Source organism: Photorhabdus bodei (assembly GCF_003287735.1).
GTDB classification, from domain to species: domain Bacteria; phylum Pseudomonadota; class Gammaproteobacteria; order Enterobacterales; family Enterobacteriaceae; genus Photorhabdus; species Photorhabdus kayaii.
The window spans coordinates 54,654-73,946 of the sequence record NZ_NSCM01000012.1 but is presented as its reverse complement, the minus strand read 5'-3'; the positions used below and the strand labels follow the sequence as shown (position 1 = coordinate 73,946).

Annotated in this window: 14 protein-coding genes and 1 pseudogene; 14 read left to right on the top strand and 1 reads right to left on the bottom strand. The window is 43.4% G+C overall.

Annotated elements, in window-relative coordinates:
* Nucleotides 1–326 precede the first annotated feature (326 nt).
* Nucleotides 327–547, top strand: a pseudogene (locus CKY02_RS10315) (transposase); the annotation flags it as partial.
* A gap of 184 nt (nucleotides 548–731) precedes the next feature.
* Here CKY02_RS10315 and CKY02_RS24530 read toward each other — a convergent pair.
* A complete protein-coding gene (locus CKY02_RS24530; protein WP_167405294.1) occupies nucleotides 732–890 on the bottom strand; it encodes a hypothetical protein in 159 nt (52 codons plus the stop codon).
* Between the two features lie 449 nt (nucleotides 891–1,339).
* Here CKY02_RS24530 and CKY02_RS10310 point away from each other — a divergent pair, with 449 nt between their 5' ends.
* From CKY02_RS10310 to bamB, 13 genes are all read left to right on the top strand, one after another.
* On the top strand, nucleotides 1,340–2,140 hold the full coding sequence (locus CKY02_RS10310) for an MBL fold metallo-hydrolase (RefSeq protein ID WP_112895231.1): 801 nt from the start codon (nucleotides 1,340–1,342) through the stop codon (nucleotides 2,138–2,140).
* 4 nt (nucleotides 2,141–2,144) lie between these two features.
* Nucleotides 2,145–2,420 carry a hypothetical protein gene (locus CKY02_RS25310; RefSeq protein ID WP_112895230.1) on the top strand — a complete coding sequence of 92 codons (276 nt, stop codon included), beginning with the start codon at nucleotides 2,145–2,147 and terminating at the stop codon, nucleotides 2,418–2,420.
* Nucleotides 2,421–2,933: 513 nt separating this feature from the next.
* Entirely contained in the window at nucleotides 2,934–3,071 is a 138-nt protein-coding gene (locus CKY02_RS24525; protein ID WP_162120183.1) for a hypothetical protein, read from the top strand.
* Between the two features lie 663 nt (nucleotides 3,072–3,734).
* Nucleotides 3,735–8,765: an alpha-2-macroglobulin family protein gene (locus tag CKY02_RS10300; protein ID WP_112895229.1), complete on the top strand. Its 5,031-nt coding sequence runs from the start codon at nucleotides 3,735–3,737 to the stop codon at nucleotides 8,763–8,765.
* 56 nt (nucleotides 8,766–8,821) lie between these two features.
* Nucleotides 8,822–11,143, top strand: a complete 2,322-nt coding sequence (gene pbpC, locus CKY02_RS10295) for a peptidoglycan glycosyltransferase PbpC (RefSeq protein ID WP_112895228.1) — start codon at nucleotides 8,822–8,824, stop codon at nucleotides 11,141–11,143.
* Nucleotides 11,144–11,361: 218 nt separating this feature from the next.
* Nucleotides 11,362–11,787: a nucleoside-diphosphate kinase gene (gene ndk / locus CKY02_RS10290; protein WP_112876258.1), complete on the top strand. Its 426-nt coding sequence runs from the start codon at nucleotides 11,362–11,364 to the stop codon at nucleotides 11,785–11,787.
* Between the two features lie 182 nt (nucleotides 11,788–11,969).
* Nucleotides 11,970–13,148 (top strand): dual-specificity RNA methyltransferase RlmN, encoded by a 1,179-nt coding sequence (gene rlmN / locus CKY02_RS10285; RefSeq protein WP_112876249.1) that lies wholly within the window; start codon nucleotides 11,970–11,972, stop codon nucleotides 13,146–13,148.
* Nucleotides 13,149–13,240: 92 nt separating this feature from the next.
* Nucleotides 13,241–13,654 carry a tetratricopeptide repeat protein gene (locus CKY02_RS10280; RefSeq protein ID WP_238399110.1) on the top strand — a complete coding sequence of 138 codons (414 nt, stop codon included), beginning with the start codon at nucleotides 13,241–13,243 and terminating at the stop codon, nucleotides 13,652–13,654.
* Between the two features lie 120 nt (nucleotides 13,655–13,774).
* Nucleotides 13,775–14,818 (top strand): cytoskeleton protein RodZ, encoded by a 1,044-nt coding sequence (gene rodZ / locus CKY02_RS10275; protein ID WP_112895226.1) that lies wholly within the window; start codon nucleotides 13,775–13,777, stop codon nucleotides 14,816–14,818.
* Between the two features lie 74 nt (nucleotides 14,819–14,892).
* Nucleotides 14,893–16,014, top strand: a complete 1,122-nt coding sequence (gene ispG, locus CKY02_RS10270) for a flavodoxin-dependent (E)-4-hydroxy-3-methylbut-2-enyl-diphosphate synthase (RefSeq protein ID WP_112895225.1) — start codon at nucleotides 14,893–14,895, stop codon at nucleotides 16,012–16,014.
* A 117-nt stretch (nucleotides 16,015–16,131) separates the two neighbouring features.
* Entirely contained in the window at nucleotides 16,132–17,409 is a 1,278-nt protein-coding gene (gene hisS, locus CKY02_RS10265; protein WP_112895224.1) for a histidine--tRNA ligase, read from the top strand.
* Nucleotides 17,410–17,420: 11 nt separating this feature from the next.
* The gene (locus CKY02_RS10260; RefSeq protein ID WP_112895223.1) at nucleotides 17,421–18,041 is read left to right on the top strand and encodes a YfgM family protein; all 621 of its coding nucleotides are present in this window, start codon (nucleotides 17,421–17,423) and stop codon (nucleotides 18,039–18,041) included.
* A 14-nt stretch (nucleotides 18,042–18,055) separates the two neighbouring features.
* Nucleotides 18,056–19,228 carry an outer membrane protein assembly factor BamB gene (gene bamB, locus CKY02_RS10255; RefSeq protein ID WP_112895222.1) on the top strand — a complete coding sequence of 391 codons (1,173 nt, stop codon included), beginning with the start codon at nucleotides 18,056–18,058 and terminating at the stop codon, nucleotides 19,226–19,228.
* Nucleotides 19,229–19,293: the final 65 nt, after the last annotated feature.

The window sequence follows — 19,293 nt, the reverse complement described above, 5'->3', positions numbered from 1 at the left end:
AAAACAGGCCAATGTGATTATTTTGTGATAGCATTGTATAAAAAATAGATTAATATTAATCATTTAATAATCAATATTAATAATTTCAAATTAATTTTATTTCTTTTGTTTTAATTATGTGATTATTATCACATTTTTATCTTTTGATTTCAGAGTGGAATTACATGTAATGTGATGGTTGTCGTTAATTGATGATGAGGTATGACCTTTTCTGGTTATATTTATATGAGGACTTATCCATGTCAATCTTGCTTTTTACTGCCGCTCGATCTGCCAGAAGATCACTTAACCTAAATCCTTTATAATTATATGGGATAAATGGCATGATTTATTGGCGTCATTACTCACCTTGGGAAAGGGGGATCAATGAAAATATCAATGGGTTAATCAGTCAATACTTTCCAAAGGGAACCGATTTTAATGAAGTCTCTGAACAGGAAGTAAATTTTGTGGTAAACCGATTAAATAATCGCCCGAAAAACTCGGGGTGGTAAAATACCCAATGAATTATTTAAAGGAATACAGGATATGTTTACTTCCAGAGTAACGATGTTGTATTTATTATGTGAATCTACCAATTATTTTTAAATGTATTAATTCTATTTTTACATAAAAATAATATATTTCTATTATCGTATTAATAAAGGTGTTAATAATGTTTGGTTATAAGTGGATAGGTTATGTTTATAACGGTAGATGATGTTTATATATGGCGATAATTATTAATTGCTCTATTTATACCTGTCATCCTTCAAGTTGCCTCTTTGTTGGCTGCACTCACTCACCCCGGCCACATAGTTATCTATGCTCCCGGGGATTCGCTCCCTTGCCGCCGCGATGCATCTTGAAATCCATAAGGTATAAATGTTTTTTATGTAATATGAATTCAAATTATATCTGATGAATATATTATATTTTATCTTATAATATAGATAAAATTAGAGTGGTTATGTAAGTCAATTACTGGCTTTATAGTGATATTTCAAATTAAGCATTGTTAACTACATCTGATATTAGTATAGTGAGTTTGATTAAATTTCCTGAATAATCTATCGTTGAGTTTTATTTATTAATAATATATTCATCTCGGCCTTTAAAAATATATTGTACAGCAAGGGATAATATTCGTATGTGAATATTGCAAGACAATAAATATGATAGAGATATAATCATTTCATGTTGAAAAATTAACTGTCAGTAGAGGAGGGGTAATTTGTGATCTGCTTATAAAAATGTGACGATATAATGGCTTTTCATTATTTTATTGATGTACGTCAATGCTATTGTTACCCGTACCGTTTAATAGAAGCGTGACTTCAACAAAATTAATGGATAAGCTATGTCGTTAAAAATAACTGTACTACTGGAAAATAAAACATCTGATTCATATTTGATAGCTAAGCCCGGTTTGAGTCTTTTACTTGAAGATGGTGAAGAGAAGATAATTTTTGATACCGGCCCGGATGGTAGCTATATTGAGAATGCAAACAGGATGGGGATACCTATTGATGATATATCCAAAATTGTTATCTCTCATGGGCATTCTGACCATATAGGTGGTGTTAACTATTTTCCCCATAATGCTAAATTAATATGTCATCCTGATGCATTAAATGAGAAATATTATGGTGTTATGTTCAGGAAAATGGCGTTAAAATTTAAAAAAATGTCGGGTAAAATTAATAAACGAGTCAAGAAGAGAGTTTTATTTCGTTTAACGAAATCGCATATGAAGATAAGTGAGCGATTTATTTTTTCAGGGGAAATAGCAAATGATCATCGAAAATCCTTTGGGTTAGTTAGAAAGAGCTCTTGGGCCAATGATTATATATTGGATGATAGTGCGTTAATTTGGAAAAGCGATAATGGATTGGTGATTATCGTTGGCTGTGGTCATTCTGGTATTTGTGAAATTATTAACCACGCTAAAATGATTACCGGTGTGGATAAAGTATTCGCAGTAATAGGCGGATTGCATTTAAGGAGAGCGTTACCGACGGAGTTATTGAAGATCAGAGAATTTTTCATAAAAGAAAATATAAAAGAGGTCTATGGATGTCATTGTACTGGTAGCTGGGGAAGACTTTGGTTACCAAATGTCAAACAGCTAAAAACAGGACAGGTATTATTAGTCGAGTAACATAATGAAAGTCGTTGAGAAAATGGATGTTCATCAGGTTATTACCCCATTTGCGACAGCGTTGGGGTTAGCGTTTTTTTCTGTTTTAAATAATTGGGATTATAATAACGATAGGTTAATGTTTTTATTGCTAAATTTATTCGCATTTTTGATTTTATTTTTTCATCATAGAGGATTTTATTCATATTTTATAGAAAACAATTTTTGTAGTCGGTGTTTCACGCAAGTTATTATAGCCACTTTTGGTAAGAAAGTGGCACTCTATATCAATATATTGTGATTTTCCTTAATCTCTATTTTGTTGGATTTTAACTTTGTAATTCTGTTGAGTGAATTTGTTATATCTCTATATTTTTAGTGTTATGATTTTTATATATTCTTTATTGCTGGTTTTATTTTATGGTTAAATCTGAAAATAAAATTAGGTATGGTGATAATAATGAAATTAATTGTTATTAATTGTATCTATTCTCTCTGTTTTGTTTTTATCAATAATATATTTAACTTGCGGATTAATGGTGATAATTATTTCTAATGCTAATTTTCATAAAATGAGTTTCTGATTCGATTAAATTAGTTTCTGATAATATCAGTTAATTAATGGTAATTTCTGTATAATAAGTTAAATGTTTTTGACTTTATTTTATTTATATGATTTTTTATTCATTATCGATATATTATTAAGGTGATGACTAATCTGGATAAATGGTTAATGATGCGTTAAATAAAGCATTATATATACAGTTGTTAAGATTATTTATTGCTTTTATTAATTGAGGGCATTAATTCATAAATGATATATACTCTATGGATTTCAAGATGCATCGCGGCGGCAAGGGAGCGAATCCCCGGGAGCATAGAGAACTATGTGACCGGGGTGAGTGAGTGCAGCCAACAAAGAAGCAACTTGAAAGATGACGGGTATAAATAATAGTAATGAACTATGAGATAATCATCTGTGTTGTTTGGTTTATAATCCTATTAATATATTTTTAATATATTTTGTTGGGGAGGATAATAATATACTGGAACCGGATATATTTAATCCGATATTGATAACCAGTACGATAATGATAATTTCCTGTTTATTCAACTTGTTTTAATGATCGATTTTATATTGTTTTACTGCTTGTAGATTATCAAGCGGATGGTGCAGTAAAGGTCTATCTTCGGTCACTGAGAGAAATGACGAAAATTATTTTTACAAGATATATGGAGTTCTTAATGAAAGATTGAATCGATAAATTTAGATTTACTTATCGTTTCTGTGATGTTTAATTCATTAAAATAACAGGCTATTATATGAACTTAATGTCTTTACGTTGCTTATATATACCCTATGGATTTCAAGATGGATCGCGACGGCAAGGGAGTGAATCCCCGGAAGCATAGATAACGATGTGACCGGGGTGAGCGAGTGCAGCCAACAAAGAGGCAACTTGAAAGATGACGGGTATAAATAGGCGGTATATAAGTTGATCATAGGTATTATAGTTGATTCTATCTGTTTGATTTAAATTTAATATATTGATTTATAAAGTTATTCATTAAATCCTGCCACCAGTTGGCCGGAGTTGAGACAGGGGTTATGGTTATGAATCAAGGTCAATTCTGGCAACGGCCAAGAAGAAACAAACGTTATTTGGCGGTGATTTTAGCGTCTTTGCTGATGCTTTCTGGTTGTGACCAATCTGATAGCACCGATAATAAGCAAGCTGCCCAACCGCAGTCCACGGAAATTCAAAGCGAAAAAGCACCTCAACAATTAAATACTCCACCAAAATCAGTAAAACCGAAAGATGCGGCATCACTGGCTGAATTAGTAAAACGTTATGCCGGTAAACCAGTGAAGATTCTGGATGTCTCGGAAGTTCAGCTTGATGGCGCTAGTGCAATGGTGGTGACATTTTCTGTTCCTTTAGATCCGAATCAGGATTTTGCGCAGAATGTCCGTTTGGTGGATGTCAAAGAGGGCAAACTCGATGGGGCGTGGGAACTGTCAGATAACATGATGGAACTGCGCTTGCGCCATTTGCCACCCTCCCGTAAGTTGCAATTGACCGTGGATAAAGATGTTAAAGGTATCAATGATCGTCAACTCGAAACGGCTTATGAGAAAACGCTGACAACCGCGACGATTTCTCCGTCTGTCGGTTTTGCCAGCAAAGGCTCTTTGTTACCCAGTAAAGTTGCTGAAGGTTTGCCGGTATTGGCTCTGAATGTTAATCGTGTTGATGTTAATTTTTTCAGGATAAAAGAGGCGGCATTACCGGCTTTTATTGCACAGTGGCAATATCGCAATAATATGAATTCTTGGGAATCTGAAGAGATGCTCAAAGATGCGGAACTGGTTTATACCGGCCGTTTCGATCTGAATCCAACACTGAATACCCGCGAAAAATTACTGTTGCCATTAAGTAATATCAAAGAGTTACAGCAAGATGGCGTTTATCTGGCGGTGATGCAACAAACGGGTAAATATACTGATTCCAATCCAGCAACAATGTTTACCTTAAGTGATGTTGGTGTTTCTATGCACAGCTATCTGGATAAGATGGATGTGCTTACCCAATCTTTGGCGCAAGGTAGCAGCCTGAAAGGGGTGGAAATACGGCTGTTGGATGAGAAAGGGCAATTATTGTCAAAGGCAACAACGGACGATGATGGGCACGTCAGCTTAGAAAAAAATGCGAAAGCGAAACTATTGCTCGCTACTCATGATCACCAAACCAGTATGATTGATTTGGTATCACCGGCGCTGGATCTGTCTGAATTTGATATCTCTGGCCCACAAGGGTACAGCAAACAGTTTTTTGTTTTTGGACCTCGTGATCTCTATCGCCCGGGTGAAACGTTGATTGTCAATGGCCTGTTGCGTGATGGTGATGGCCGCGCAATGAAAAGTCAGCCAGTTAAAGTGGATGTACTGAAAACCGATGGTCAGGTTGTTCGTAGTTTTGTCTGGCAACCCGAAAATGGGTTGTATCAGTATCGTTATGCGATCCCCCAGTCAGCGGCTACTGGGCTCTGGTCGCTACGTTTTGATTTGGGCGATAACAAACCCCGTTATTACAAGTTTAATGTCGAAGATTTTATGCCGGAGCGCATGGCTCTGGAAATTAGTAGTGAGTCGCAACCCGTGATGAAAGACCACGATGTGGATTTCGCGATTAAAGGCCGTTATCTATATGGAGCACCTGCCGCATATAATCGCTTGCAAGGGCAATTATTTCTGCGTCCAGCTCGGGATGCGGTAGCAAAATTGCCTGGCTATGAGTTTGGTGCGGTTACAGAAGACAATCTTAGTCGCACATTGGATGAGTTTGACTTGGTTTTAGGTAATGAGGGTAAAGCCGTAATTAATGTCAGTGCCGACAACTGGAGTTCGGTCTCTTCGCCGGTAAACGTCATTGTACAGGCAGGTTTGCTTGAATCTGGCGGCCGCCCGGTAACTCGTCGAGTTGAACAGGCCGTTTGGCCGGCAGAAAAGCTGGTTGGTATCCGTCCGTTGTTTAATCAGAAAGAGATTTATGACTATCGCGTAGGGCGTTACCTAAGTCGCTACAATGTGGATGAAAATTCACTGGCGCAATTTGCGGTGGTGTATGCCGATGCCAATGGAAAAAAATATGCTGCAAAAGATTTAACTGCCCGTCTGGTTTATGAACGCCGTGACTATTATTGGCGTTGGTCGGATGGTGAAGGTTGGCAATCAGGCTATGACCAGAAAGATTTGGTGATGGCGGATGAACATATCCAAATTGCTCAAGATGGTACGGCAAAGGTCAGTTTTCCGGTTGATTGGGGGTCGTACCGTATTGAAGTGGTTAATCCAGAAAATCAATTAGTGACCAGCGTTAATTTCTGGGCGGGTTACTCATGGCAGGACAATACCGGTGGTACAGGGGCTGTTCGTCCTGATCAGGTGAAGTTATCTCTGGATAAACCCGCTTATCAGGTAGGTGAGAAGATAAAACTGCATATGGTTGCACCACAGGCCGGTAAAGGTTATCTGTTGGTGGAATCCAGTGAAGGGCCACTTTGGTGGCAAAAAATTGATGTGCCAGAACAAGGTTTGGATGTGGAAGTGCCAGTAAATAAAGAGTGGCGTCGTCATGACCTTTATTTAACCGCCGTGGTGGTGCGTCCAGAGGATAAATCTCGTCAGGTGACACCGAAACGGGCCATTGGCGTGTTGCACCTGCCGTTGGCTGATGAAAATCGTAAGCTGGATTTGACGCTATCCGCACCGGAAAAAATGCGTCCGAATCAGAATCTTACTGTTAAAGTCAAGGCGACACCACAGCAAGGGCGGAAATTACCCAAGCAGGTTAATGTGCTGCTTTCTGCTGTCGATACGGGGGTGCTGAATGTCACGAATTTTAAAACTCCCGACCCCTATGAGGCCTTCTTTGGTCGTAAGCGTTACAGTGTCGATCAATATGATGTGTATGGTCAGTTGATTGAAGGTGAAGGCCGTCTGGCGAATCTGCGTTTTGGTGGTGATGGTGATGATAGCGCCCTTGAGCGTGGCGGCAGAAAGCCATTAACCGAAGTTAAGATTATCGCTGAACAAGCACAGCCGGTGACATTGGATGAAAATGGCGAAGGGCAGATCGTTTTACCAATCCCTGATTTCAACGGTGAACTGAGGCTGATGGCTCAAGCGTGGAGTGAAGACGAGTTCGGCCACGGTGAAAGTAAAGTTGTCATTGCTGCGCCGGTGGTTGCACAGATGGCATTACCTCGCTTTATGGCGAGTGGTGATAGCGCATTGTTGTCGTTAGATTTGACTAACTTAACTGAACAGACGCAAAACTTGACCTTGAACTTTGCGGCTAATGACCTGATTAAGTTAGAGGGGGATATTAGCAAAGAGATAACATTGGAAAAAGGCAAACGCACCACAGTAGAGATTCCGGTCACAGCGGATTTGGGGGTTGGTCAAGGAGAGGTTTCCCTGACGATTGATGGCCTGAATTTACCCGGTGAAAATCTGAAACCGTATAAAAATAGTTGGAAGATTGGTGTGCGTCAGGCACAGCCAGCGGAAACTGTTCTGTTCGCTAATGTTATTCATCCGGGAGAGGAGTGGCAGTTGCCGTTAAATGCCTTATCGGGTTTATCACCAGAAGGAGCCGAGGGGCAGTTGTTACTGAGCAGCCGTCCACCGTTACAGATTTCACGCTATATTCGTGAATTGTACGCCTACCCATATGGCTGTCTTGAACAGACAATCAGTGGGCTTTATCCGTCACTCTATTCGAACAAATCAGAGCTGAATAGTTTGGGTATCATGGCGGAAGATGATAATAAACGCCGGGCAAGTATTGATGAGGGAATTATTCATCTGTTGAGTATGCAGCGTCATGACGGTAGCTTTGCTTTATGGGATAAAACCGGTGATGAAGAATATTGGTTAACGGCCTATGTCACCGATTTTCTATTCCGTGCAAGTCAACGAGGTTACAGTGTACCTAAAGAGGTGCTGACTTCTGCCAATAACCGTCTGTTACGTTATTTACAGGATAAGAGTGTTATTAACTATCCCTACAGCCAGAATCAGGAAGCAATGCGATTCTCGGTTCAGTCTTATGCTGGTCTGGTGCTTGCCAATCAACAGAAAGCACCATTGGGCGCTCTGAGACAAGTTTATGAACGCCGTCAGCAAGCAGGCAATGGCTTGTCACTGGTACAACTGGGAGTCGCACTGAAATTGATGGGGGATAACACCCGAGCAGATGAAGCGGTTCGTTTGGGGATCAGTAAAAACCGTCATGATGATGTAGATTTAGGTGATTACGGCAGTGACATCCGTGACAACGCAATGATTGTTGCTCTGTTGACTGAAAATAATATGCTAATAAAGGAACGTGATGAGAAATTGCTGGCTCTGTCCGATGAATTGACATCTCGCAATTATTTCTCAACTCAGGAGAGTAATTCACTCTACTTGGCGGGACGTTTCTTTATTGATACATCAGTGCAGCCGTGGAAAGCGGTGATTAATCAGCGGACTTCACCAATAAGTAGGGATAAGCCCTATAGTGAGATGCTGTATCCACAGGATATTCAGCAAGGTGTGAGTATCAGTAACCTTGGTGACAGCACGCTCTATTCACGAGTAAATGTGGTGGCCTACCCACTGCGCTCTCCAAAACCTTACGCTAATGTGCTGAAAATTCAGCGTAGCTATCTGGATATGAAGGGTAATCCGGTTTCCATTGACCATCTGAAAAGCGGTGAAATGGTGGTTGTGAAGCTGGTGGTAAGCTCAGATAAATCCGTACAGGATGCTTTGGTTGTTGATTTATTGCCCGCCGGCTTGGAGCTGGAAAACCAGAACTTGGCTAACAGCAGTGCCAAGTTGAGTGAGGGTGCCGCTAATCTTCAGGAGTTGATTGGCGATATGCAACAGGCGACGATTCATCATATTGAATATCGTGATGATCGATATGTGGCGGCAGTCGCGGTTGATCCGTCTCAGCCAGTGACGTTGCTCTATCTGGCACGTGCTGTAACTCCGGGTGTTTACACCATTCCTGCACCACAGGTTGAATCTATGTATGTGCCTTACTGGCGTGCAGTCGGTTCTACACCTGAAAAACTGGAAGTTGTCCGCTAAATTTGTCAGCCCTTATGCTCTGGTGTAAGGGCTGATTTCTCTCTTGGTGTTCATAGATGAAGAAAACGCATCGCCTTATGTGGCTGATTGTACTGTTGTTGTTTTTGCTCCCGGTGGGTTTATGGCTGGCAGATAAAATCTGGCCTCTGCCACTGCGTGAAGTCAAAATGGCGCGTATTGTCGTGAGTGAGGATGGTACGCCGCTTTGGCGTTTTGCCGATGATGAAGGTGTTTGGCGTTATCCGGTGACATTGGATCAAGTATCACCGGAATATATTCAAGCTTTGCTGACTTATGAAGATCGCTGGTTCTATAAACACCCGGGGATTAACCCGATTTCTCTGGTCAGGGCTGCCTGGCAAGATATACGAGCCGGTAAAATTTTATCCGGTGGCAGTACGCTGTCAATGCAGGTCGCTCGGTTGATTGATCCCCATTCACGCACTTTCGGCGGGAAGCTGAAACAGATCTGGCGTACTTTGCAGCTTGAATGGCACTATTCCAAAAATGAAATTCTGGAGATGTATCTGAACCGTGCGCCGTTTGGTGGCACATTACAAGGTGTCGGTGCGGCGAGTTGGGCATATTTGGCTAAACCGCCCTCTGAACTCTCAGCGGGAGAAGCGGCTTTACTGGCTGTTCTGCCACAGGCTCCTAGCCGTTTAAGGCCAGATCGCTATCCTGAACGGGCACAGGCTGCTCGCGATAAGGTGTTGCAACGGTTGGCGCACTATAAAATCTGGCCGGAACAGACGATTGCTGATATTCAGCAAGAAACGTTGTGGTTGGCTCCTCGGCAGGTGCCACAGCTTGCCCCTTTGCTTGCCAGACGAATGGCGAAAGGTACTCGTCAGGAGATCATCAAAACAACCCTTGATGTGGGATTACAGCGTCAGCTTGAAGATATGGCGGTGAATTGGAAGTACCAGTTACCAGAAAAAACTTCGATTGGCGTGTTAGTGGTTGATCATACAGACATGGCGGTAAAAGCTTATATCGGCTCGCTGGATCTACGGGATGATAGCCGTTTTGGTCATGTCGATATGATAAGTTCATGGCGTTCGCCGGGATCAACCTTGAAGCCATTTTTGTATGCCATGGCGCTGGATGATGGGTTAATTCATGGGGAATCACTGTTACAGGATGTGCCTCGCCGCTTTGATTATTATCGCCCCGGAAATTTTGACAGTGGCTTTCATGGGCCGGTCAGTGCCAGTGAGGCGTTGGTTCGTTCACTGAATTTACCCGCCGTGCAACTGCTTGAAGCCTATGGCGCCAAGCGGTTTACCGCCAATATGCGTAATGTGGGAACCGTATTGCGTTTTCCTCCCGGCAGTGAACCCAATTTATCATTGATTCTTGGTGGTACGGCAACCCGGATGGATCAACTGGTGGCGGCTTACACGGCGTTTGCCCGTCAGGGGAAGGTTTCCCCCTTGAGATTCACTCCGCAGCAGAAATTGCGTGATCGGCAACTTTTTTCCCCCGGCGCTGCATGGATAGTGAGGCGAATTATGGCTGGAGAAGCTCTGCCGCAACCTGATGATGTTTTGCCGGCACAAGTGCCGCTGGCTTGGAAAACCGGTACCAGCTATGGCTACCGTGATGCTTGGGCCATTGGCTTAAATGCGCGTTATACCATTGGTGTTTGGGTTGGTCGGCCGGATGGCACGCCAGTTGTCGGGCAGTTCGGCTATGCTACGGCGGTTCCCATCATGAATCAGGTCAATAATCTGTTGTTCGCCAATATGCGAAATGGGGCTAAACGGATTCCGGTTGATCCGCGTCCAGCAAGTGTGAGTCGGGCAATCATCTGTTGGCCGGGAGGGCAGAGTTTACCGAAGGGAGAGGATAATTGCCGTCAGCGGCGTCTGAGCTGGATACTGAATAACACGATTCCGCCTACGCTGCCTGCGGTGGGGCAAGAGGCTATTTCAGGCGTCAATGAACAGGTGTGGTTGGATAAAAACGGTTTGCGCGTGGCTCCTGATTGTCCCGGCGCTCAGGCTAAAAATATCGCTTTATGGCCGATTACCCTCGAATCATGGTTACCCGCGCAAGAGCGACGAGCGCAGCGTCTGCCGCCGGTTAATCCTCGATGTCCACCGTTGAAATCAGATGAAGCGCCCTTGTTGATCGTGGGGATTCGTAACGGAGATGTATTGAAACGGCTTCCTGGTTTTGGCAGCCTTGATTTACGTGTTACCACTCAGGGCGGTAGTGGTGGGCAACAATGGTGGTTTCTGAATGGAGAACAGGTAATGACCACAGAAAATAATCGGGGATTTGTTCAGACCTTGACTCAACCGGGTAAATATCAGCTTAGTGTTTTGGATTTGGGCGGGCAAATTGATTCTGTCAATTTTACCTTGAAGTAAACGATTCAAGTAAAAGTGTGATTTGTACGAAAAAATGGTAATTTTCGCTAAGGAAAATTTAATGGAATGTTATGTTTTCTGTAGGCAACCGCTATTCGTACCCCTATAATCAACGCCGTTTTTATCTCCGCTAAGGTTGCGGAATGAGTATTAACCGATTAACTTATCGGGAAAAATTAAAATTATCAGTTGCTGCAAGAAGAACCAAGAGGTTATCTATGACGGTTGAACGTACTTTTTCTATTGTTAAGCCTAACGCTGTGAAGAAAAATGCCATCGGGGCTATTTATGCTCGTTTTGAAAGTGCTGGGTTTAGAATTATTGCCGCCAAAATGCTTCACCTGACCCGTGAACAGGCTGAGGGCTTCTATGCGGAGCACAAAGGCCGCCCTTTCTTTGATGGTTTGGTGGAATTTATGACTTCTGGTCCGATTATGGTTCAGGTGTTGGAAGGCGAGAATGCAGTACAGCGTCACCGTGATCTGATGGGGGCAACTAATCCTGATAATGCATTGGCAGGTACTCTGCGCGCTGATTATGCAGATAGCTTCACTGAAAACGCGGTTCACGGCTCTGATGCGGTTGAATCTGCAAACCGTGAAATTGCGTATTTCTTCACAGAAGATGAAATTTGCCCACGTTAATTGATTTGCCGTTACCCGTAGCATCATTGCATTAAAGTTTGTACAATGCGGCGCCCCGCTGTTAATTCAACGGGGCGCTTATTATTTGTTACTATACTAAACTGATAGTGACCTGAATTGAAACTTCGCGTTGAGTTCATTAACGCAGAGCCGAAAGTGTTACAACGAGGCGATATAAAAAGATGTCCCAACCAAATACTGCGGCACAATTTGCTGCTTCTGTCGTGTCTGAAACTCCAGAAAAGAAAGGCGGTAAAATTAACCTGCTTGATCTGAATCGCAAGCAAATGCGCCAGTTTTTCATTGACATGGGAGAAAAACCATTCCGTGCTGATCAAGTGATGAAATGGATATATCACTACTGTTATGACGATTTTGAGCAGATGACAGATATTAACAAAATTCTGCGAGCAAAATTGCAACAAGTTGCAGAGATCCGTGCACCTGAAGTCGCAGAAGAGCAACGTTCGGCCGATGGTACGATTAAATGGGCGATCACTGTTGGCGATCAGCAGGTTGAAACGGTTTATATCCCGGAAGATGATCGCGCAACTTTGTGTGTCTCTTCTCAGGTAGGCTGTGCACTGGAATGTAAATTCTGTTCCACTGCTCAGCAAGGGTTTAACCGTAATTTGCGGGTTTCTGAAATTATTGGTCAAGTTTGGCGTGCCGCAAAAATTATTGGTTCACTGAAATCCAGTGGTCGTCGCCCGATTACCAATGTGGTAATGATGGGGATGGGAGAGCCGCTGCTTAACCTAAATAACGTGGTGCCTGCCATGGAAATCATGATGGATGATTTTGGTTTCGGTTTGTCAAAGCGCCGTGTGACGTTATCCACATCCGGTGTAGTGCCGGCACTGGATAAACTTGGCGATATGATTGATGTTGCTTTGGCAATTTCCCTGCATGCACCGACAGATGATGTACGGGATGACATCGTTCCTATCAACCGTAAATATAATATCGAGCAGTTCCTTGCAGGTGTGCGCCGCTATTTGACTAAATCTAATGCTAATCAGGGGCGTGTGACGGTGGAATATGTCATGCTTGATCATATTAATGACAGCGTGGAACAGGCACATCAATTAGCTGAATGCTTGAAAGACACACCGAGTAAGATCAATCTGATCCCATGGAACCCGTTTCCGGGGGCGCCATATGGCCGCAGTTCCAACAGCCGGATTGATCGCTTTGCTAAAGTGTTGATGGGATATGGTTTCACCACTATTGTCCGCAAGACTCGCGGTGATGATATCGATGCCGCATGTGGTCAACTTGCCGGTGATGTAATTGATCGTACCAAACGTACATTGAAAAAACGTCAGGCCGGTGAACCTATTCAGATAAGAGCAGTCTGAATGGGAATGTTGGTATGTCCTGTCATGCAGTAACTGAAATGCATAAGTGAAATGATCTTTACAATGACATATCTTTGGTCGGTGGGGATGGAATGATAAGGAAATCGTTATCGGGAATGATGGTGGTTGCTATGTTGTTGGTAGGATGTTCCAATCAACCAACAAACGGCAATCAACAGCGAAAAGTCGCGGCAGAAACCCGGATTCAATTGGGAATGGCCTATTTGGCTAAAGGTAATTTACCTGCCGCCAGATATCACTTTGATAAGGTTTTACTGGCAAAGCCAGACCATTATCAGGCTCAATTAGGTATGGCGTTGTATGAGCAATATTCTGGTCAGCCGGAAGCCGCTCGTCAACGTTACAAAATGGCGATGCAGTACGCGCCAGGAAATGATACGGTATTGTATCATTACAGCGTTTTTCTCTGTGAGCAGGGGCAGTATGAAGAAGTCAAAACTCTGTTTACTGAGAACCATGCTAACAGGCGTGTTTGTTATCAGTGATTTGCCGCTAGTAAAATAGCAAATCTATTTCGCCGCGCAGGCTATTGTGTAATTTAAAGATTATAGCAGGAGCCGGCGCGAAGTTTTTCACAACCTGAACAGTACCGCGTCTTCTTGCTAATGAATACTGAAACGACTCCAGAACAAGCTTATTTAACCGCAGGTCAGCTCCTGCGTCAGGCTCGTGAACAGCACGGGCTAACCCAGCAGACTGTAGCTGATCGCTTGTGTTTAAAACTTTCTACTATCCGTGATATTGAAGAGGACAATATTCCAGCCACTATGGTACCGACTTTCCTGCGTGGTTATGTTCGCTCTTATGCTAAGTTGGTACAAATTCCAGAAGCAGAAATTCTGGCAATTCTGGATAAGCATACCCCGGCAAAAACAGCGAAAGTTTCACCGATGCAGAGTTTTTCGTTGGGTAAAAAACGGAAAAAACGCGAAAGTTGGTTGATGTGGATTACGTGGTTGATTATTTTAGTCGTAATTAGTTTGACGGGAGCATGGTGGTGGCAAAACCACATAGCTCAACAGAAGGAATTGATTTCGATGGCTGATCATTCTGCGGCTAAGGTTGCTCGGAAAAAAGCCAGTTCAGAGGATTTACCCACTGAAAATCATGATCAGGTGACACAGTTACCAACCCGCGAACAGGCAACAAGTGAGCCGTCATCATCTGCCGCTGTAACCGAAAATGCAGTGGCAGCGAATAATACTGGTGGTCCTGATGGTCATAGTAGTCATAGTGAGGAAGTGGCCCAATCTGCGGCATCAACGCAAAATCAAGTGATGAAAACACCTGAAACTCAATTAGCAGGTAACGGGCCACAAACTCAGACTGCTCCGTTGTCAGCCAATCAAGGGACAGCTCAAGTACCGAGTGTGTCTGAAAATAATTCAACGGCAGTCGCTGACAGTAATAATCTGATGATGAATTTTAAAGCATCCTGTTGGTTGCAAATTGTTGATGCAAAAGGAAAGAAATTATTTAGTGGAACTAAACATAAGGGTGACCATCTGAGTCTCTCTGGCTCATTACCTTATGAGTTAACTATCGGTGTTCCGGCTGTTGTGGATGTACGGTTCCGCGGGCAATCTGTTGATTTAAGCCGCTTTATTAAAGAGAGTCGTATCGCGCGTCTTAAAGTACCGGCAGCATAATGAAAGGCCTGTTACAGTAGGGCATAGTTGTAATTTTATCAGTAAGCACATGGAAGTCTGGGAGAAACACCAGTATGCATAATGAATCGCCGATAAAAAGACGCAAATCTACGCGTATTTATGTAGGCAATGTGCCTGTCGGGGATGGTGCACCCATTTCGGTGCAGTCAATGACAAACACACGTACTACAGATGTGGAAGCGACTGTTAAACAGATTAAATCGCTTGAGCGTGTTGGCGTTGATATTGTTCGCGTATCAATACCAACGATGGACGCCGCGGAAGCATTTAAGTTGATTAAGCAGCAAGCGAGTGTCCCTTTGGTTGCAGATATCCATTTTGATTACCGTATCGCGCTTAAAGTTGCAGAGTATGGTGTCGATTGTCTGCGGATTAACCCTGGAAATATCGGTAATGAAGCACGTATCCGTGAGGTTGTGGCTTCTGCCCGTGATAAAAATATCCCAATCCGCATTGGTGTAAATGGCGGATCATTGGAAAAGGATCTTCAGGAAAAATATGGTGAGCCCACCCCAGAAGCGTTGGTGGAATCGGCTATGCGCCATGTCGATATTCTTGACAGGCTTAATTTTGATCAGTTTAAAATCAGTGTAAAAGCGTCAGATGTCTTTCTGGCGGTTGGTGCCTATCGCCTGTTAGCTCAGAAGATTGATCAGCCATTGCATCTTGGTATTACCGAGGCGGGTGGAGCACGTGCAGGCTCTGTAAAATCTGCCATTGGCTTGGGTATCCTCCTGTCGGAAGGTATCGGTGATACCATGCGTATTTCTTTGGCTGCCGATCCTGTCGAAGAAGTTAAAGTGGGTTTTGACATTCTGAAAGCATTACGTATTCGTTCCCGTGGTATAAATTTTATCGCTTGTCCAACCTGTTCCCGTCAGGAATTTGATGTTATTGGCACAGTTAATGCCTTGGAACAACGTTTGGAAGATTTACTCACACCGATGGATGTTTCTATTATTGGTTGTGTGGTTAACGGACCCGGCGAGGCGGAGGTTTCTACTTTGGGTGTCACCGGTGCCAGAACGAAAAGTGGTTTTTATGAAGATGGGATACGGCAGAAAGTGCGTCTCGATAATGCTGATATGATCGATCAGCTTGAGGCTAAGATCCGTGCTAAAGCATCAATGCTCGATGAAAATATGCGCATTGGCATAAGTCAACTGGACAAATAATGTATCTGATACTGGCTCATCGTGATGATGAGCCAGCGTTGTTTTGTTTGTTAATTGAAGCTCGCCGGTATTCGCTTCAATCAATATCATTTTTGAATCATTAACTAGAGATAAAACGTGGCAAAAAATATCCAAGCTATTCGAGGCATGAATGACTACTTGCCGGCAGATACGGTTATCTGGCAGCGTATCGAAACTATTTTGAAACGAGTACTGGCGGGTTATGGTTATAGCGAGATCCGCACACCGATTGTAGAGCAGACCCCGTTATTTAGACGGGCTATTGGGGAAGTCACTGATGTGGTTGAAAAGGAGATGTATACCTTTGATGATCGTAATGGTGAAAGTGTGACCCTACGCCCTGAAAATACCGCAGGTTGTGTGCGTGCCGGTATTGAACATGGTCTGCTGTACAATCAGGAACAGCGCGTATGGTATTTAGGGCCAATGTTCCGTTATGAGCGTCCACAAAAAGGCCGTTACCGCCAATTTTATCAATTAGGTGCTGAAGTTTTTGGTCTTCAAGGGCCTGATATTGATGCCGAACTTATTTTATTGACTGCTCGCTGGTGGCGTGAGCTCGGTATTTTTGAGCATGTGACGCTTGAACTGAATTCCATTGGTTCGTTGGCGGCACGAGCCAATTACCGCGAAGCGTTGGTGGCTTTTCTTGAGCAGCACAAAGATAAGCTGGATGAAGATTGCAAACGCCGTATGTACAGTAATCCATTACGTGTTCTGGATTCAAAAAATCCAGAGGTTCAGCAACTTCTTAATGATGCGCCGGAACTGTTTGATTATCTTGATGCCGAATCAAAGGAACATTTTGATAGCCTGTGTGCACTTCTTGATGGGGCGGGTATCAAGTATCGGATTAATCAGCGTTTGGTTCGTGGCTTGGATTATTATAACCGCACAGTATTTGAATGGGTGACAACGGCACTCGGGGCTCAAGGGACGGTCTGTGCCGGTGGTCGGTACGATGGGCTGGTTGAGCAACTGGGGGGCCGACCAACGCCTGCCGTGGGTTTTGCCATGGGGATGGAGCGTCTGATTTTGCTGGTGCAAGAAATTAATCCAGCATTTGTCGCGGAGCGGACAGTTGCAGATGTTTATCTCGCTTCTTTTGGTGAAGGTAGTCAACAAGCGGCATTGATTTTGGCTGAACAGGTACGTGATACGTTGCCCCAATTGCGTTTAATGATGAACCACGGGGGGGGGAACTTTAAGAAGCAACTGGGGCGTGCGGATAAACAAGGTGCCAAAATTGCACTGATTCTCGGTGAGGATGAAGTTCGTTCTGGTCAAGTAGCCATTAAAGATTTACGTACAGGTGAACAACAAACGTTGCCGCAAAGCGAAATTGCGGTTCGCTTGGTTGAACTGTTAGGTTAAGGAGAGACTCTGTGGAAGTCTATACCAATGAAAACGAACAAGTAGACGTGATTCGTCGCTTTTTTGCCAATAATGGTAAAGTCTTGGTTTTTGGGCTGGTGTTGGGTGCCGGGGCGCTGATTGGCTGGCGTTACTGGCAATCTCATCAGACAAATAAGTTGCAGGAAAGTGCAGAAGCTTTTGAACGAGTAGATCAAGGATTAATTGTCAGTACAAAAGAGAGTCATGCTGCTGCCGAAAAATTTGCCAGTGAAACTAATAACAGTTATGGCGTGATGATGCATATGCATTTGGCTCAACTTGCTGTTGAAAAGAATGAATTAACTAAAGCAGATCAATTTTTATCTGCGGCTACCGATCAGGTAAAAAATGAGGATTTGTTGTCTCTGGTGAATATTCGCCTAGCCAGGGTTCAATTAGCGGAAGATAAAGCGGATGCCGCGCTGAAAACATTGGAACAGGTCAAAGGTTCCGGTTGGGTTGCCGTTGCAGAGGATATCCGTGGTGATGCCCTGTTGAAAAAAGGTGATATTGCCGGTGCCCGCGCAGCGTATACCAAAGGTTTGAGCTCAAATTCACCACAGGCGATCAAATCGATGTTAAATCTTAAATTGAATAACTTATCCAGCTAAGGGGAATTCTTTCAATGCAACTGCGTAAAACACTCTTGGTTGGTTTGGTGGCTTCTGTTCTGCTAGCCGGTTGTTCAAGTGAGCAAGACACAGTAACGATGTCACCATTGCCACAGGTCGAAAATCAATTTAATCCAAGCGAAGTTTGGGATAAATCTGTAGGTGATGGTGTAGGCCGTTATTATTCTCACTTGACGCCAACTTGGCAGGGCTCCGCTGTTTATGTTGCTGATCGTCATGGCATCGTTAAGGCGTTGGATATTGATAGTGGTAAAGAGATATGGTCGGTGAATCTGGCGGAAAAAGCGGGTTTCCTCTCTTCTCGTATACCTGCATTGCTCTCTGGTGGTCTGACCGTTGCTGGGGATCATCTATATGTAGGTACTGAACGTGCCAAAGTTATTGCATTGAATACCAAAGACGGCCAAGTTGCCTGGCAATCCGACGTTGCCGGTGAAGCGTTGTCGCGTCCTGTGGTGAGTGATGGTCTGGTGCTGATTCATACCAGTAATGGGATGTTGCAGGCATTAAGTGAGTCAGATGGTAAAGTGCAATGGTCCGTTAATTTGGATTCACCGTCATTATCATTGCGTGGTGAATCGGCGCCTGCCGTGGCTTACGGTGCTGCCATCGTAGGTGGGGATAATGGTCGTGTCAACGCCGTCTTGATTTCTCAGGGGCAGTTGATTTGGCAACAACGTATTTCTCAGGTAACCAGTTCTACAGAAATCGGTCGTCTTAATGATGTTGATACGACACCGGTTATTTCTGAGGGCGTGATATATGCAATAGCTTATAACGGTAATCTGGTGGCGCTTGATATGCGTTCAGGTCAGATCCTCTGGAAGCGCGATTTGGGTTCAGTGAACGAGATGGTTGTTTATGGTGATAATATCTATATTGTTGACCAAAACGATCGTGTTATGGGTCTGCGTCAAAGTGATGGTGTCACTTTGTGGACTCAGACAAAATTGCAACACCGTAATTTAACCGCGCCTGAAATGTATAATGGCTATCTGGTTGTCGGTGACAGTGAAGGTTATCTGCACTGGTTGAATATGGATGACGGTAAGTTTGTTGCTCAACATAAAGTTGATAGTTCCGGTTTAATGAGTCGTCCGGTTGTCGCCAGTGATAAATTGATGGTACAGGCGAAAGACGGTACGGTTTATCTGTATACCCGTTGAATATTTTACTGCCTGTTTACCGGAAATAGAGTAAAGCGTTAGTTATAGTCCTACGGCTCCTGACG

Coding starts and splice junctions, on each gene's coding strand:
- pbpC (WP_112895228.1), top strand. CDS start 8,822: ATGAAGAAAACGCATCGCCTTATGTGGCTGATTGTACTGTTGTTGTTT.
- CKY02_RS25310 (WP_112895230.1), top strand. CDS start 2,145: ATGAAAGTCGTTGAGAAAATGGATGTTCATCAGGTTATTACCCCATTT.
- ndk (WP_112876258.1), top strand. CDS start 11,362: ATGACGGTTGAACGTACTTTTTCTATTGTTAAGCCTAACGCTGTGAAG.
- CKY02_RS10310 (WP_112895231.1), top strand. CDS start 1,340: ATGTCGTTAAAAATAACTGTACTACTGGAAAATAAAACATCTGATTCA.
- rlmN (WP_112876249.1), top strand. CDS start 11,970: ATGTCCCAACCAAATACTGCGGCACAATTTGCTGCTTCTGTCGTGTCT.
- CKY02_RS24525 (WP_162120183.1), top strand. CDS start 2,934: ATGATATATACTCTATGGATTTCAAGATGCATCGCGGCGGCAAGGGAG.
- CKY02_RS10300 (WP_112895229.1), top strand. CDS start 3,735: ATGAATCAAGGTCAATTCTGGCAACGGCCAAGAAGAAACAAACGTTAT.
- CKY02_RS10280 (WP_238399110.1), top strand. CDS start 13,241: ATGATAAGGAAATCGTTATCGGGAATGATGGTGGTTGCTATGTTGTTG.
- rodZ (WP_112895226.1), top strand. CDS start 13,775: ATGAATACTGAAACGACTCCAGAACAAGCTTATTTAACCGCAGGTCAG.
- bamB (WP_112895222.1), top strand. CDS start 18,056: ATGCAACTGCGTAAAACACTCTTGGTTGGTTTGGTGGCTTCTGTTCTG.
- ispG (WP_112895225.1), top strand. CDS start 14,893: ATGCATAATGAATCGCCGATAAAAAGACGCAAATCTACGCGTATTTAT.